This window comes from Pantoea sp. A4 (assembly GCF_000295955.2).
GTDB lineage: Bacteria > Pseudomonadota > Gammaproteobacteria > Enterobacterales > Enterobacteriaceae > Pantoea > Pantoea multigeneris.
On sequence record NZ_ALXE01000022.1, the window covers coordinates 1 to 15,831 of the forward strand.

General features: G+C 50.5%; 13 protein-coding genes. 5 read left to right on the forward strand and 8 right to left on the reverse strand.

What is annotated here, in order from left to right; genetic code table 11:
• Positions 1-495: 495 nt before the first annotated feature.
• The 4 genes from B880_RS0108965 (at position 496) to nac (ending at position 5,325) form a co-directional block, all read left to right on the forward strand.
• Positions 496-1,419 carry a sugar ABC transporter substrate-binding protein gene (locus tag B880_RS0108965; RefSeq protein ID WP_026042515.1) on the forward strand — a complete coding sequence of 308 codons (924 nt, stop codon included), beginning with the start codon at positions 496-498 and terminating at the stop codon, positions 1,417-1,419.
• A gap of 32 nt (positions 1,420-1,451) precedes the next feature.
• On the forward strand, positions 1,452-2,936 hold the full coding sequence (locus B880_RS0108970) for a sugar ABC transporter ATP-binding protein (protein ID WP_017347059.1): 1,485 nt from the start codon (positions 1,452-1,454) through the stop codon (positions 2,934-2,936).
• 19 nt (positions 2,937-2,955) lie between these two features.
• Positions 2,956-3,981 carry an ABC transporter permease gene (locus B880_RS0108975; RefSeq protein ID WP_026042516.1) on the forward strand — a complete coding sequence of 342 codons (1,026 nt, stop codon included), beginning with the start codon at positions 2,956-2,958 and terminating at the stop codon, positions 3,979-3,981.
• Between the two features lie 426 nt (positions 3,982-4,407).
• Positions 4,408-5,325: a nitrogen assimilation transcriptional regulator NAC gene (gene nac, locus B880_RS0108980; RefSeq protein WP_017347061.1), complete on the forward strand. Its 918-nt coding sequence runs from the start codon at positions 4,408-4,410 to the stop codon at positions 5,323-5,325.
• A 58-nt stretch (positions 5,326-5,383) separates the two neighbouring features.
• On the opposite strand, the gene amyA is transcribed toward nac, so the two are convergent.
• From amyA to fliD, 4 genes are all read right to left on the reverse strand, one after another.
• A complete protein-coding gene (gene amyA, locus B880_RS0108985; protein ID WP_017347062.1) occupies positions 5,384-6,865 on the reverse strand; it encodes an alpha-amylase in 1,482 nt (493 codons plus the stop codon).
• Positions 6,866-6,962: 97 nt separating this feature from the next.
• Positions 6,963-7,283, reverse strand: coding sequence for a flagellar protein FliT (gene fliT / locus B880_RS0108990; protein ID WP_017347063.1), 321 nt, complete (start codon positions 7,281-7,283; stop codon positions 6,963-6,965).
• Positions 7,283-7,690, reverse strand: a complete 408-nt coding sequence (gene fliS / locus B880_RS0108995; protein ID WP_017347064.1) for a flagellar export chaperone FliS — start codon at positions 7,688-7,690, stop codon at positions 7,283-7,285. Before fliS ends, fliT begins: the two co-directional genes overlap by 1 nt.
• Positions 7,691-7,702: 12 nt before the next feature.
• The gene (fliD, locus tag B880_RS0109000) at positions 7,703-9,130 is read right to left on the reverse strand and encodes a flagellar filament capping protein FliD (RefSeq protein WP_017347065.1); all 1,428 of its coding nucleotides are present in this window, start codon (positions 9,128-9,130) and stop codon (positions 7,703-7,705) included.
• A 264-nt stretch (positions 9,131-9,394) separates the two neighbouring features.
• On the opposite strand from fliD, the gene B880_RS0109010 reads away from it, so the two are divergent.
• A complete protein-coding gene (locus tag B880_RS0109010) occupies positions 9,395-10,684 on the forward strand; it encodes a FliC/FljB family flagellin (RefSeq protein WP_017347067.1) in 1,290 nt (429 codons plus the stop codon).
• A gap of 141 nt (positions 10,685-10,825) precedes the next feature.
• Here the strand turns inward: B880_RS0109010 and B880_RS0109015 are convergent, their stop codons facing one another.
• The 4 genes from B880_RS0109015 to B880_RS0109030 all read right to left on the reverse strand — a co-directional run bounded on the left by B880_RS0109015 (position 10,826) and on the right by B880_RS0109030 (position 15,820).
• On the reverse strand, positions 10,826-11,500 hold the full coding sequence (locus B880_RS0109015; protein ID WP_017347068.1) for an RraA family protein: 675 nt from the start codon (positions 11,498-11,500) through the stop codon (positions 10,826-10,828).
• A 3-nt stretch (positions 11,501-11,503) separates the two neighbouring features.
• The gene (locus tag B880_RS0109020; RefSeq protein ID WP_017347069.1) at positions 11,504-12,436 is read right to left on the reverse strand and encodes an ABC transporter substrate-binding protein; all 933 of its coding nucleotides are present in this window, start codon (positions 12,434-12,436) and stop codon (positions 11,504-11,506) included.
• 349 nt (positions 12,437-12,785) lie between these two features.
• Positions 12,786-14,042, reverse strand: a complete 1,257-nt coding sequence (locus B880_RS0109025) for a c-type cytochrome (RefSeq protein WP_017347070.1) — start codon at positions 14,040-14,042, stop codon at positions 12,786-12,788.
• 8 nt (positions 14,043-14,050) lie between these two features.
• Positions 14,051-15,820 (reverse strand): GMC family oxidoreductase, encoded by a 1,770-nt coding sequence (locus B880_RS0109030; RefSeq protein ID WP_017347071.1) that lies wholly within the window; start codon positions 15,818-15,820, stop codon positions 14,051-14,053.
• Positions 15,821-15,831 lie beyond the last annotated feature (11 nt).

Genomic DNA, 15,831 nt, shown 5'->3' on the forward strand with positions numbered 1-15,831 from the left:
CGGGGCGCATAGTATCGACCTCCCCCGGTTGTGTCAAAGCTAAATTTTACTGTTAGCGTTCAAGTGCCGTTTAAACCAGCAATCTGATGACTTTTCAACAGAATCGGTGGCTTTTCAAACTGCTGCCAGGATCTCACTTTTCTCTGATTTCTGCGCAGATGTTAGAGGCGTGTCAAATTTTTGTTATTCGGTGATTCTAAAACAATCATTTCAGTGCTTTTATGATGAAAATTTCAAAATATCACTTGGTGAAATAAATGAACTGCTAACTATCACCGACGTGAACAACCCCAGGGCACAGTAAAAGACATCAGGAGAAAACGATTTAATTACAGACAGATAGGGTGATTTTCTCGCAAAGGAAAGCCGTGGCATTGATAGATTGTTTCTTTACCTACAGATGAAAAACACCAGCAGCGTTGCATGAATGAAAGTTTTTTTTCATTCGCGGTGGCAGCCACCCTGGGCAAGTTAACGAACAATAAAGGGTCATTTATGAACATCAAAAAAACCATCGTTGCTTCACTGTTAGTTTGCATGCTGCCTGCCGCCGCAATGGCGAAAGATCTTCAGGTGGGCGTCTCTATGGCGCTGTTCGACGATAACTTTCTGACCATCTTACGTACGTCGATGCAAAAAGAGATGACCAAAGACAACATCAAAGGTCAGGTCGAAGATGCCAAGGGTGATGTCTCACAGCAGTTGCAGCAGGTCCAGAACTTTATTGGTCAGGGTGTTGACGCCATCATCGTTAATCCGGTGGATACCAACGCGGTAAAACCTATCGTCGATGCGGCGACAAAAGCCAATATTCCACTGGTGTTTGTTAACCGTAAGCCCGCTGGTGAACTGGGCGACAAAATGGCCTATGTCGGTTCGGATTCTGAGTTAGCGGGACGCTTGCAAATGGAAGCGCTGGCAAAAGCGATGAACGGTAAAGGCAACGTGGCGATCTTAATGGGGGATCTGGCTAACGAATCGACCCGTGACCGTACCAAAGGCGTAGAGGCGGTCGCGGCTAAATACCCGGGCATTAAAGTGGTGCAGAAACAAACCGCGAAATTTATGCGCAATGACGCAGTAGATGTGGTGAGTAACTGGTTAACTGCGGGAGATGATATTCAGGCGATTGCGTCAAATAACGATGAGATGGCGATTGGCGCACTCCAGGCATTGGGTAAAAACCCGAATCACATCCTGATTGCCGGTGTAGACGGTACGCCAGATGCCTTGCAGATGCTGAAAAACGGCAAGATGGTGGCCACCGTATTCCAGGACGCAAAAGGGCAGGGTGAAGGTGCAGTAGACGCTGCGGTGAAACTGGCAAACGGCGAGAAGGTCGACAAAGTGATCAACATCCCTTACCAGTTGATTACCAAAGACAATATGGCCGAGTTCTTAAATAAAAATCAGAAATAACCAATCCCGGTTGCGTAGTACGGAGGTGAATCATGAATGCTTTTGCGCTTGAAGCCGAAGGTATCAGTAAGTTCTTCCCTGGAGTCAAAGCACTGGATAATGTCTCACTGCGTGTGCGTCCAGGAACAGTACATGCCTTAATGGGCGAAAACGGCGCGGGCAAATCGACTTTAATGAAGTGCCTGATCGGGATGTATACCCCCGATCAGGGCACCATTCGCATTAAAGGCGAGCAGGTCCAGTTCCACGATACGATGGATGCGTTACGTTCAGGGATCTCAATGATCCACCAGGAGTTAAACCTGGTGCCGTATATGACGGTTGCTGAGAATATCTGGCTGGGCCGTGAGCCGATGAAATATGGGTTTGTCGACCACGCTACCCTGAATACGCAGACCCAGGCACTGCTCAACCGCCTGAACATCCGGCTTAAAGCCGACCGACTGGTGGGCGAACTCAGCATCGCCGCACAGCAGATGGTAGAAATTGCCAAGGCGGTATCCTGGAACTCAGACATTGTGATCATGGACGAGCCCACCTCTGCTTTAACCGAGAGTGAAGTCGCCCATCTGTTCACCATCATTCGTGACCTGCGCGAGCAGGGTAAAGCCATCATCTATATCAGTCACAAAATGGATGAGATCTTTGCCATCACCGATGAAATCAGCGTGTTCCGTGACGGCACCTGGATCGGCAGCAAACACACCACTGAGTTTACGCGTCAGTCACTGATTACCCAGATGGTAGGACGCGAACTGACCCAACTGTTTCCTAAATTCAACAACGCCATCGGTGAAGATGTCCTTACGGTGCGCAATCTGTGCAGTAAAGATCGCTTCCATGATGTCAGCTTTAACGTGCGCCGGGGCGAGATCCTTGGCGTTGCCGGGCTGGTGGGGGCTGGCCGTAGTGAGGTGATGGAAAGTCTGTTTGGGATGGAAAGTTTCGATAGCGGTGAAGTCTTGATCGACGGCGTCCCCGTCAAGATCGATGCACCTTCTACGGCTATCGAAAAAGGCATGGCGTTTTTAACCGAAGATCGCAAAAAATCGGGGCTGTTCCTTGTTCTGTCAGTGTTAGAAAACATGAGTATCGTCAATATGCCGGAATATATCGGCAAGGCCGGGTTTGTCAGCCATGTCAAAATGGCGCAGGACTGTATGGAACAGATACGTCGCCTGAATATTAAAACCCCGACCATGGATCAGATTATTAATAACCTCAGCGGGGGGAATCAGCAAAAAGTGTTGATTGCGCGCTGGTTACTGGCACAGCCAAAAATCTTAATCCTTGATGAACCTACGCGCGGTATCGACGTTGGCGCGAAGGCTGAAATCTATCGTTTGATCAGTGAACTGGCGAACCGTGGGGTCGCCATCATTATGGTCTCTTCTGAATTACCAGAAATTCTCGGTATGAGTGACCGCGTCATGGTCATGCATGAAGGGCGAATTACCGGCATCCTCGATAAAGAAGAAGCCGACCAGGAAACCATCTTGTCGTTGGCATCCGACTGAGGCGCACACCATGAGCAATATGAAAATTACAGCAACACCTACAAATAGTGAGCAGCGTTCTTTCTTTAGTAACCTGCGGCATAAACTGCCGAAAGACACCGGTATCTTTATCGTGATGATCGGCATTGCGCTGGTGTTCGAAATTGCCGGTTGGTATGTGCGCGATCAGTCATTCCTGATGAACACCAACCGTCTGGTGTTGATCGTGCTGCAGGTCGCGATTATCGGCATTATCGCGGTGGGGGTGACACAGGTCATTATTACCACCGGGATCGACCTCTCCTCCGGCTCGGTGATTGCTTTAACCGCTGTAGTGGCTGCCAGCCTGGCGCAAACGTCCGACAGCCTCTCGCCGATGTTCCCTTCACTGGTGAACCTACCTGCGGTCATCCCGATTGTCGCGGGGATTGGGGTCGGCTTGCTCTGTGGCTTGTGCAACGGTTTCCTGATCACCCGGACTGGTATTCCTCCGTTTATTGCTACCCTCGGTATGATGGTATCAGCACGCGGTTTGGCACAGTACTACACCCAGGGCAATCCGATCAGCTTCCTGTCTGATGGCTTTACGTCAATCGGCCAAGGCGCGATGCCGGTGATTATTTTCCTCGTGGTGGCAGCGCTGTTCCATGTGGCGCTCAAACACACCCGCTACGGCAAATATGTGTATGCCATTGGCGGTAACATGACCTCGGCCAAAGTCTCTGGCATCAAGGTGAATAAGTACCTGATCATCGTTTATACCATTGCCGGTGCGCTGTCTGGCCTGGCAGGAGTGGTGCTGGCCGCAAGGGTGAGCAGCGGGCAGTCAAGCATGGGGATGGCCTATGAGCTGGATGCCATCGCCGCTGCGGTCATCGGTGGTAGCAGCCTGATGGGCGGCGTGGGTCGCATTACCGGTACGCTGATTGGTGCGGTGATCCTTGGCCTGATTAAAAGCGGATTCACCTTCGTCGGGGTTGATGCTTACGTGCAGGACATCATCAAGGGCATCATTATCGTCGCGGCCGTGACGATTGATATGCGCCGCAACCGTAAAAAACGTTAAGTTCTCCAGGCCTCTTCATCGTCGTTGCATCGGGTGAAGAGGCTCTCTCGCACAATAAGTTTTCCTGCTGACACCCCCCGCAGATTGATGACTATTCCACCGTTTTACCTCAACTTTTGCCCGATTATGTGATCCCATGCACCAGAATGGCTCCTGAGCCATCACTTTTATGCACGCCTGACAGGCATTTTTTGCACCAGCAACGTGCAACTGCGACCCGCTCGCAGCAGGCAATCTCGGTTAGCGGGATTAATCCCGTCGCAGAAATAATCAGAAAGGCTTATTTTCCGCCCAATTAGCCCGGCTCATGACAAAAATTTACACCCGCGCCAATTTCTGGCCTGCATATTGCAATCTCTTATTCATCAAGCTGCACAGCGGCACATAACACTCACAAAGTTTTTTGCGACAGGTGATGGAGGCAATATGAACTTAAGACGGCTGAAGTATTTTGTAAAAATCGTCGATATCGGCAGCCTGACTCAGGCGGCGGAAGTGCTGCATATTGCGCAACCTGCGCTGAGCCAGCAGGTGGCGACGCTGGAAAGCGAACTCGATCAACAACTGCTGATCCGCACAAAACGTGGCGTCACCCCCACCGAAGCCGGGAAGATTCTTTATTCCCATGCACGTACCATTCTGCGTCAGTGTGAACAGGCGCAAACGGCCGTGATTAATGCCGGTCAGACACTGAATGGTCAGGTCTCCATTGGCCTGGCACCGGGCACGGCGGCGTCATCACTGACCATGCCGTTACTGCAAAAAGTCCGTGAACAGTATCCAGAAATCGTAGTGTATCTGCATGAAAACAGCGGCAATACGCTGAATGAGAAAGTGGCTAACGGCCAACTGGATATGGCTATCCTGTATGACCGCACCGTGATTGCCGGACTCAACAGCACCACGTTATTAAAGGAAGACCTCTATCTGGTTGGTGCAACGGACTGCCCAGGCAGCTCGGTGGATCTGGCCGATGTGGCGCAGATGAACCTCTTCCTGCCGCGAGATTACAGTGCGGTACGTCAGCGTGTGGATGAAGCCTTCTCGCTGCGCCGTTTGAGCGCCCGCATTGTCGGTGAGATTGAGTCGATTGCCACCCTCACGGCGGCAGTGTCCAGTGGCATGGGTGTCACACTGTTGCCAGAATCAGCCGCACGTGCGCTGGTGGCATCAACCCAGGCATGGATGGCACGCATTACGACGCCTTCGCTGAATCTGCCATTAACGCTGAATGTCTCATCGCGTCTGCCCATGTCGGCTTCGGCGCAGGCGGTGCAGGATGTGTTGATGTCACTGCTTAGCGCACCCGCTGAAGCAGAACGTGAGCTGATGCTGGTCGGTTAATCGCTGGACGTTAATGATGATGGCTGGCCCTCTTAAGCTGCTTAAGAGGGCCAGGCGTTTATTCGCTTAAGACCCAAACGCTAACACTACCCGCATTACAATAGAAAGCCGCCACACCGGCCTCATCCAGGGTAATCATCTCTTCCCGGTGGCCCAGATAATCTCGCCATTGCTTGCCCGCAAACCCTTCGCCCAGCGTGATGGTTTTCTCTCCCGCTTCGCCGTTCGACATCACCACCACGCAACCCGGATGTTCTTCAGTGCCGCTGCGACTGAAAGCAACGCAGTTGGGGTGGTCAAAGTAGTCGGTCTGCGCGCCCCAGGCGAACTGCTGACGCGCCTGCATCAGCGCTTGCAGCTCAGGGATGACGGGCATATCGATAGCATAAATTTCACCGTCGCCGCCTTCATCTTCGTAATGCGCCCCGAACAGGTCCGGGTAGAACACGGTGGGCAAGCCCTGCTCACGCAATAAGATCAGCGCGTAAGCCAGGGGTTTAAACCAGGGTTCCACCGGGGCTTCCAGTGATTGCAGCGGCTGAGTGTCGTGGTTGGCGACAATGGTTACCGCGTGCCACGGATCGGCCTGCACCAGGGTGCCATCGAAAATGGTACTCAGATTAAAATCGCTACCGGCGGTAGAAGCGTGGTGGAAGTTCATGTGTAGCGGGGCATCAAACAGCATGGTTTTGCCCTCGACCTGATGGATATACTCCTGCAACTTGTCGATTTCAAACGACCAGTATTCCGCCACGATAAACATCGGCTGTTCGGCCGCCTCCTGAATGTGATCAATCCAGGTTTTATAGAACCACGCAGGAATATGTTTGACTGCGTCGAGGCGGAAGCCGGTGCAGGGGACTTGCTGCATCACCCAGCGCGCCCAGTATTTCAGTTCTTCACTGACGGCGTTGTTACGGAAGTCGATATTGGCGCCCATCAGGTAGTCAAAATTTCCCAGCTCGTCATCTACCTGATCGTTCCAGCCTTCTGCGGTGTAGTCGTTGACGATTTTGAATACCCCGTTCTCATCGGGATTTTCAATGTGGTCGACGCCGCTGAAGCATTTATAGTCCCAGATAAACTGCGAATACTGCCCGCCGCGCACGGGGAAGGTGAAACGTGTCCAGGCCTCGGCCTCAATCACCTCTTCACTGATCTCTTCGCGGTTGTCCGGATTGACGCGATTGATCTGCACGCGCTCTTTTTCATCGGCCCCCATTTTGTGGTTCAGCACCACATCCATCAATACGCCAACGTTATGGCTGCGCAGGCTGTCCACGGCCGCCAGTAATTGCGCTTTATCGCCATATTTGGTGGCAACACTGCCTTTTTGATCAAACTCCCCCAGGTCAAACAGATCATAGGTGTCATAACCTACCGAAAACCCTCCTGATTCGCCTTTGTACGCCGGCGGTAGCCATACCATTGTGATACCCACTTCACTCAGCCAGGCCGCTTTCTCCGCCACTTCAGGCCAGAGTTTGCCGCCGTCTGGGTAGTACCAGTGGAAAAACTGCAATAATGTTGGGTTAGACATCGTTCATGCACTCCACAGAGAGGGAATACTGAGTATGGATGAAGTGCAAAAAAAAACGCCCCGATGATGAAAAAAGGGCGTTTATTGTGGGAGGGAATTAGCCGTTATCGCGCGGTAACAGCATCTGTCCGCCCTGTTTACCGTAGGCGTTCATCACGGATTTTTGATTAGAGGATTGTCCAATCAGGGTGGTCAGTTCGTTCATCCGGTTAGCCATCAACTGTTTAAGCTGTTGATCGTTATCACGGATTTGCGTAAACAGCAGCTGATCTCGCGTATCAAGGGCGGTTAGCGGCAGTGCCTGCACCGCCTCGCTATAGGCCGGGCGCAATGCGATCAATGAATCCCACTCGCCAATGGAGGCCAGCTGTAACAGCGTATTGCTCTGCTGCAGCACCTGTTGCCATGTCGTGTTCATTACACCGCATCCTGTAGTTGGCCAGGCATCGCCACTTCACGCCAGGCATCAGCGATATTACGCAGAAGGCCTTCCACTTCTTCTACCGCTGCCACTTCATTGCGCAGGTTTGCCTGCAACAGACGGCGCACCATATAGGCGTAAAGTGCCACCAGATTGGTGGTCAGCTCATCGCCGCTCTGTTCATCCAGGCCCTGTTTTAGGCCATTCTCGATGATATTAATCGCCTTCGAGAGCGCATTGCCTTTGCCTTGCAGGTTGTCTTCCTGCATGAACAGACGCGCGCGAATCAACGCACTTAATGCGCCATCAAACAACATCGTGACTAACTGCTGCTGGCTGGCGCTCATTACCGCACTCTCTACGCCAATCTTTGCGTAGGCCTGGGTACCTGTCGCACTGTACATAGTCACTCCTTATCAGGATGAGCTACTGGAGCTGGAAGAGGTGGTCGAGAACTGCTGCGTCAGATAAGTACTGGTGCTGTTCAGCTTACTCATCGTCACATCCAGCGCGGTGAACTGGGTTTTATAACGCGCGATCAGGTCATCGATGCGATCGCTCATATTGTTGTACTGCTCAGTCAGGTTGTTGAGCGTCTTGCTCACGCCATCGGTCGCGGCCTGGACAATACCGGTGCTGGAGAGCCAGGTGGTCAGGCTGCTGGCCACGGTGGTCGCAATACCGGTGGTTTTGCCATCACCAATGATCATCGCTTTCACGCCATCGGAGTCATCGCTCAGTGCCGTTTCCAGCTTATCGGTGTCCAGTTCCAGTTCACCGCTGGTCGGGTCGGTGGTGACACCGATTTGCGCCAGTGTTTTAAAGCTGGAGGTGCTGGAGGAGTTGGTCAGCAGGCTCTTCAACTGGGTCTGAATGGTGCGCAGGGTGCTGTCACCCACCAGTGCGCCGTTGCTGGAGTCCTGCGAGTCTGAACCGGCATCAACTGCCGTGTACTTGGTCAGTGAACTGAACTGGTCAAGCAGGGTATTGTAAGCATCGACAAAGCCTTTAACCGCGTTTTCGGCCTTACTGGTGTCCTTGGTGATGGTCAGCGTCTGGTTGCCAGTGGTGACATCATTCAGGTTCAGCGTAATGCCTTCCAGCGCATCGTCGATGGTGTTGCTGCTGTTTTCAATCGCAACGTTATTCACCGTCAGCTTGGCATTCTGCGCCGTAACGCTTTCTGTCATCGGGTTGCTGCTGGCCGTTGCGTCATAGCCAATAATGTTTTGCAGCGTATCGTCACCCGTCACGGTCAGTGAAGAGACCGCGTTATCGGTACCGGTTTCACTGGAGGTTAATGACAGGCGATAGCTGCCATCAGCCACTTTAATGATACTGGCACTGACGCCTGCATCGGCGCCATTGATTGCATCACGCATACCGGTCAGCGACGTTTGCGCAGTGGTCAGGGAAATGCTTTTGCTGGTGCCATCGGCCAGGGTGATCGCCAGACTGCGGCTGGTGGCCGAGCTGTCGCCCAGCGCAGTGGAGTTGCTGGATTGTACCGCTGTGGTCAGCGTCTGCGCCTGCGCCAGCTGTGAAACGCTGATGGTATAGCGTCCGGCAACGGTGGTGCCAGACGTGGTAGCGCTCACGGAAGAGGTGCTGCTGGTGGCCGAGGTGGCGGTGAACAGGTCCGCATCATTCAGCGTGGTGTTCGCGGTCTGGAACGTGGTCAGCGCGCTTTTCAGCGTGGCATACGCGGAAAGTTTAGCGGTGTAAGAGGTCTGCTGGGTAGAAATGGGGGTCAGAGAGGCTTTCTCAGCGGTTTCCAGGCTGTCCAGAATATCGCTTAAGTTGAGGCCAGAACCGACTCCCAGGTTCGTTATCGTTGCTGCCATAGTAGATCCTTATCTTGTCGACACGGAAAGGGAATAGCGGGGTTATCGGCCATTCTGAAAAAAAGTTTACGGTGCAGGACAGGGAGATAATGTCGGGAACAGCTGCAATAAAGAGGGGTATTTCGGCGGGTCAGGTTTTTTGCGGCGACAGGAAAAAAAATCTAAAGGTTCCGGGGGGACAGACGATAACAACTTTGACGGCGATGAAGCCGACGGGTTGAACCCACAACGTAACCGTAGACTTGAATAACAGGAACTGAAACCATGGCACAGGTCATTAATACTAACAGCCTCTCGCTGATCACACAAAACAACATCAACAAAAACCAGTCTGCACTGTCTACCTCGATTGAGCGTCTGTCATCAGGTCTGCGTATCAACAGCGCAAAAGACGATGCGGCTGGCGAAGCAATTGCTAACCGTTTCACTTCAAGCATCAACGGCCTGACTCAGGCTGCACGTAACGCTAACGACGGTATCTCAGCTGCGCAGACCACTGAAGGCGCACTGTCAGAAATCAACAACAACTTACAGCGTATCCGTGAACTGACTGTACAGTCTCAGAACGGCACCAACTCCGATTCTGACCAGACTTCAATCCAGGACGAAATCAAATCTCGTCTGGACGAAATTGACCGCGTATCAGGTCAGACCCAGTTCAACGGCGTGAACGTGCTGGCGAAAAACGGTTCAATGAAAATTCAGGTAGGTTCTAACGATGGCGAAACCATCTCTATCGACCTGCAGAAAATCGACTCCTCTTCTCTGGGCCTGAAAGGCTTCTCAGTAGACAGCAACTCGCTGAAACTGAGCGACGATATCACCACCATCGGCGATGCTTCTTCTTCTGGCACCGCAATGAAAGATGTGGACCTGAGCTCAGTCGCAAGCGCACTGAAAACCGATGCCAGCAACCTGTCTCTGCACAGCGTACTGGACAGCAACGGTGACGCGACTTCTACCTATGTCGTGAGCAACGGTACTGATAACTACTCTGTATCTGTTGGTTCAGGCGGCGCAGTTAAACTGAACACCACCGAAGTGGATTACGAAGATACTGCAAACGGCGTATCTTCAGGCGTAATGTCTGGTCAGCCAATCAAAGTCGGCGCAGACGCCAGCGGCGGCGCAGTGGGCTTCGTTTCTGTACAGGGCAAAGACTACTCTGTAGCAGCTTCTGCTATCGTTAACGGCGGCGCAACCGCGACCACCGGTAAGAGCGACATCGACGACATCGCAGATGCAGACAATTCTAACCTGTACACCGGTGTGGCCACCAGCGATCCACTGGCGCTGCTGGACAAAGCGATTTCTCAGGTTGATACCTTCCGTTCAAGCCTGGGTGCGGTACAGAACCGTCTGGACTCTGCTATCACCAACCTGAACAACACCACCACCAACCTGTCTGAAGCGCAGTCGCGTATTCAGGATGCGGACTACGCGACCGAAGTGTCGAACATGTCGAAAGCGCAGATCATCCAGCAGGCAGGTAACTCCGTGTTGGCGAAAGCGAACCAGGTTCCACAGCAGGTTCTGTCACTGCTGCAGGGCTAATCGGTCCCGTAATCCCGTCTGGCTCTGAGTTATTTCAAGTAACAGGCGGGAAATAAAAACAGGCACAGTGTGGTGTGATCATCGAATAGTATTTTTATTCAATGAGAAGCCTGCTGTGCCTGTTTTCGCTATAACAATTTCTTACTCAGGTAATATGTAACCTAGTGCTTGTAATTTCTCATACACCCAGTTCCGGTTATTTTTCCCTGATTTAATATTCTGCAGTTTTATTTCTTCACTGCTATGACGTTGACTGGCCATTTCGTAGACCTCATCAATCAGAGCATAGGGGACGCACAGCACACCATCTGCATCACCTATGACCAGGTCGCCAGCTTCAATCACCATGCCATTAAGTGATACAGGCACATTCACTTCACCCGGACCATCCTTATAAGGTCCTCGATGTGTAATACCGGCAGCATATACGGGAAAATCATTCTGACGAATACTTTGGCTATCACGAATAGCACCATGAATAACCACACCGGCAACCCCCTTTTTTGCGGCGTAAGTCAGCATTAACTCACCTACAATGGCATTGGTTAAATCCCCTCCGGCATCCACGACAATAACATCACCGGGCTCTGCAATGTTCAGAGCATAGTGTACCAACAGATTATCCCCAGGCCGGCATTTCACTGTCAAAGCTGCGCCAGACATATATCCACCAGCATGATAAGGGCGTAGGTGTGTCCCTCCCGCGCTCAGGCGATACATAGCATCGCTAATATTCGCCACAGGCAAATCGCGATAAAGTGCAATCTGTTGTGCGCTGGGCTTATTTTTTCTTTTTAAGATCTGTAAGCCGCTCATAAATTATCCTGTGTGTGTGCTAAAAACGTCTTCATTAAGCCTGGCTTCTTTAACTGCACCATAGCCAATCAACCAGTGATCAAGGATTTTTTGGTAGGTGCCATCTTGAATCAACGAATTCAGTGCTGCCTGAACCGCTTTTTCATTAGGCGATCCCTTTGGGAAACCAATCGACATCGGTGGCTCGTTTACGTTAATTTCACCTGTTATTGCCAGGTTTTTTATCTTATCTGCCTGCCATGCCAGGCCTTCCCAGGGACCGTAATAGAAAGGGATTCTGTTACTTAATACGGCAACGATACCATCAGGACGGCTGGGAAATACTGCGACGGCGATCGCTGACTTTCCTTCGCTAACACATATTTTGCTTGCATCGTTGAGTAATCCAATCTGTGCTGTGCCCACTCCAGCGCCTACCGTTTGACCACAAAGTGCATTTAAGCTTTTGAATGGTGCGATATCACTGTCTTTACGAGAGATAACCGCCTGGCGGGAACTATCGAAATAACTTAAAAAATCAATTTGAGCAAAACGCGTCTTACTGGGCCTTATATTAGAAAGCACCATGTCAAAACGACCGGTTTTTAAACCGGGAATGACATTGTTAAAGCCGCCACTGTCTTTCCAGATGACTTTCAATCCAAGTCGTTGGCCGATGGCATTCATGAGATCAACATCCCGGCCTGAGAGCGTTTTGTTATCGTCTAACAGAAATGTGGTGGGTGGGGTGTTGGGGTTCGTTCCCGCGATAAAATATCCTTTTTGTATCGTCTCAGTAGGTAATAATTTCTGGATGTTGGTGTCGGGTTTTACCTGAAAGTTAAATTTCGCCGGAACCCCGGTGTCATCCTCAGCTTGCACTGAAGTAGATGAAATAGCGAGAGCAATTAATGTGCTTAGAAGTATATTTCTGGTGGGTGGTTTTGAATTTAACATATCGATCCTGGTGTTAACATGTTGTTATTTAAATGAGGAAAAATCATATTCAGAATACCAAACTGGAAATACGTGACATAATGAGATATCAGCATATTCTTATACGAATTATTCATTCCACAATGAAATAACGCAGCGTTGTTAATGTTGTATTGAAAATCGATGGTTTCTTTATAATACCCGAGTGGAATAAATATCTACTGTTGTAGGGCGAATATTAAAGCGAGTGTTACCAGGAAGGATGGGTGGAGGATGATTAAATGGCTAAGCAAATCAAAATACTGGACGTGATTATTGAACGGGTGCCACCGATGTCTGAACATCAAGTGGCCCCCTGAATCAACGTGACTTACTCTTTATCGCGAACTTTTTTAACCTGATCCGTGGTGACTGCGGGAGCATTGTTACTCCAGCCGCCACGAATAAAGGTAGCCAGTTCGGCGACCTGTTCATCTGTCAGGCGTGATGCAAAGCCTGGCATGAACAGCACAGAGGGCGAGCGTGTGGTTGAAGGTGTCTGTGCCCCTTTCAGAATCGTGCCAATAAGGGCATTGGGATTATCAGCCCGAACAAGATCTGACCCATTCAGATGCGGGAAAATACCTTTTGCACCATTACCATCAGTCCAGTGACAGGCTTCGCAGTTGTTGAGGTAAAGCAACTGCCCTGAACTGAGGTTTTTACCTTCGGTCAGAATTTTAGTTGTTTCACTCGAAGCCTGGATGGCATCAGGCTTTTTATTGCCGACAGGCTTATCGTCCGGTAACGATTTGAGATAGTGCGCAATCGCCATCAGATCTGCATCAGACATATATTGCATACTATGCTGAACAACGCTGGTCATTTCACCGCCTACGGCAGCGAAATCGTTACGACCGGAGCCCAGATAATCAGCAATATCTTTATCTTTCCAGCCGTCCATGTGACGAAGGGAAGGAACCGGCCAGCCATTAAGATCCCCGCCTGCGAGGAATGTGCTATCGCTATCGTTCAGGCTTTTCTCCTGCATTGCGATACCGCGAGGCGTGTGGCAACTGCCACAGTGACCTAATGTTTCTACCAGATATTTTCCACGATTAATCTCTTCGTTGGCCGGGGAGGCAGCCTGAAAATCTTTGTCATCGGTGAAGACATAGTTCCAGAAACGCATTCCCCAGCGCTGACTAAATGGAAAACTTAAATCAGTTGCGGGTGCCGCACGATCAACCGGGGCCACGCCCTGCATGAAGTAGGTATAGAGCGCATGAATATCTGCATCCGTTATGCCTCTGTAATCTGGATATGGCATCGCTGGGTAGAGATAAGCTCCATCGGCACGTATACCTTTTCTCACTGCATCCGCGAACTGTTTTTCTGAATAGTTACCAATACCCGCGGTTTTGGATGGGGTAATATTCGTAGAGAAAATGGTTCCTAGCCCACTGACAATTTTATATCCACCAGCAAAAGGTTTACCGCCACTGGCAGTATGGCAAGCCGTGCAGTCACCAGCACGGGCCAGATAAGCGCCTTTTGCGATTAAATCCTGCGGGTTCTGATCTGCATTCGCCATTGCCGCCCAGGATAACGGGAGTGTTAATAATAAAATTTTCGCAATATGCTTCATTATTTCACCTATACCTGTACCAATGGACCCGGCTGGCCAATATATTGTTCTTTGATAGCCTTTGCTGACCAGTAGGCCAAAGCACCCACCAGTGCTGTTGGGTTTGCCTGGAAGTTTTGTGGGAAGGCGCAGGCTCCTTGCACAAACACATTGTGAACATCCCAGCTTTGCAGATAACGATTGACCACCGATGTTTTAGGATCGTCGCCCATTACCGCGCCACCCGTATTATGGGTTGAGCTATAGGCTGGTGAAATATTAAAATGACTGTCAAAGTTCGCGATACTTTCTGTATAACTATCCGGATTTAGATGTTTAACGATATCCATCATTTTATCACGGAGGTAGCGCATTAATTTGATATCGTTATGCACAAAATCATACGTCATACGCAATAGTGGCAGTCCATACTGGTCGGTATAATTCGGGTCGAGATCAAGGAAGTTACCGCGCGTTGACATGTTTGATACTGTCATCTTCATGCCCATTGAATGACCGTAACTTTCTTTAATGCCTTTTTTCCAGCCTGCACCCCACTTATCCGTGCCACCCTTCAAAGCACTGGCCATCGGCGTTCCCGTGGCCTGAGAGCTGTGCATTTTAGCACCGCCAATAAAGCCCAGTTGTGAGGCATCAAAATTACCTGGCCCAAAGTCATTGAACATGACTCCGGTGGGTCCGGCCGTTGCGAAAGGATTGAAGTCTAATTTGTCATAAAAGAGGGTAAAGCCGCCACCATATTGATAAGCATAATTTCGACCAACAACACCTTCTTCGGTGATGGGGTTATAAGGCTTTCCGATCTTAGAATTAAGCAGTAAGCGTACGTTGTTCAGCGCAAAGGAGGCCAGAATAACAATTTTAGCCGGCTGGAAAACCTCATTTCCTTCAGCATCTATATAGGTTACGCCCGTCGCTGTTTTGCCATCAGCGTGTTTTTCGACGCGGATAACATGAGCATGGGTTTTATAATCAAAATTCGGATACAAATTGAGTGCATCCAGAATAGTGGTTTGCGGTGAAGCTTTAGAATAATTGATACAAGAATAGAACTGGCAAAAGCCGCAATAGTTACAAGGCGCAATTTGCTGACGGTACGGATTGGTCCATGCTTCTGAAACTGCCGCAGAAGGGTTAGAGAAGGGGTGATAGCCCAATTCAGTCGCCGCTTTTCTGAACATCGAACTCTGCAGGCTATCCTCTAATGCTTTTGTCGGGAAGGGGTTCGAGCGTGGGCCTTCAAAGGGGTCGCCGCCAGGCAAAATCTTGCCATTGAGATTACCCGTCGTCCCTGAGGTGCCGCAGACTTTATCAAAGAAGTCAAAATGAGGTTCAATTTCATCCCAGGTGAACGGGAAGTCCATGATCCGTAACTCTTCGTCCAACTGGCCTTTATCATAGTGCGTATCCGCAAAGGTTTTCAGTTTCAGGTCGTTTGGCGTAGGCCGGATGAGCATGGCTGTCCAGTGCAGCCCTGCGCCACCAACACCATCTCCCAGACGAAAAGCACCTAATTCACGCATAGGTAAAGCCGTTTCACCGGCATTGTGCCTGACCGTAAAAGCATCCTGAGACGGTTTCTGCATCAGGACATGGCGTTTGGTATTGGCCAGCTCATCGGCGGGGTTTGGGTATCCCCATTCAGAAGCGGGACGATCGGCTCCGCGTTCCAGTGCCCGAACTTTAAGACCTGCTTTCGCTAACTCAATACTCATAATTGCGCCGGTCCATCCCAGTCCGACGACTACGACATCAACTGCATCATTAACTTTTTTCATATTTTATTTCC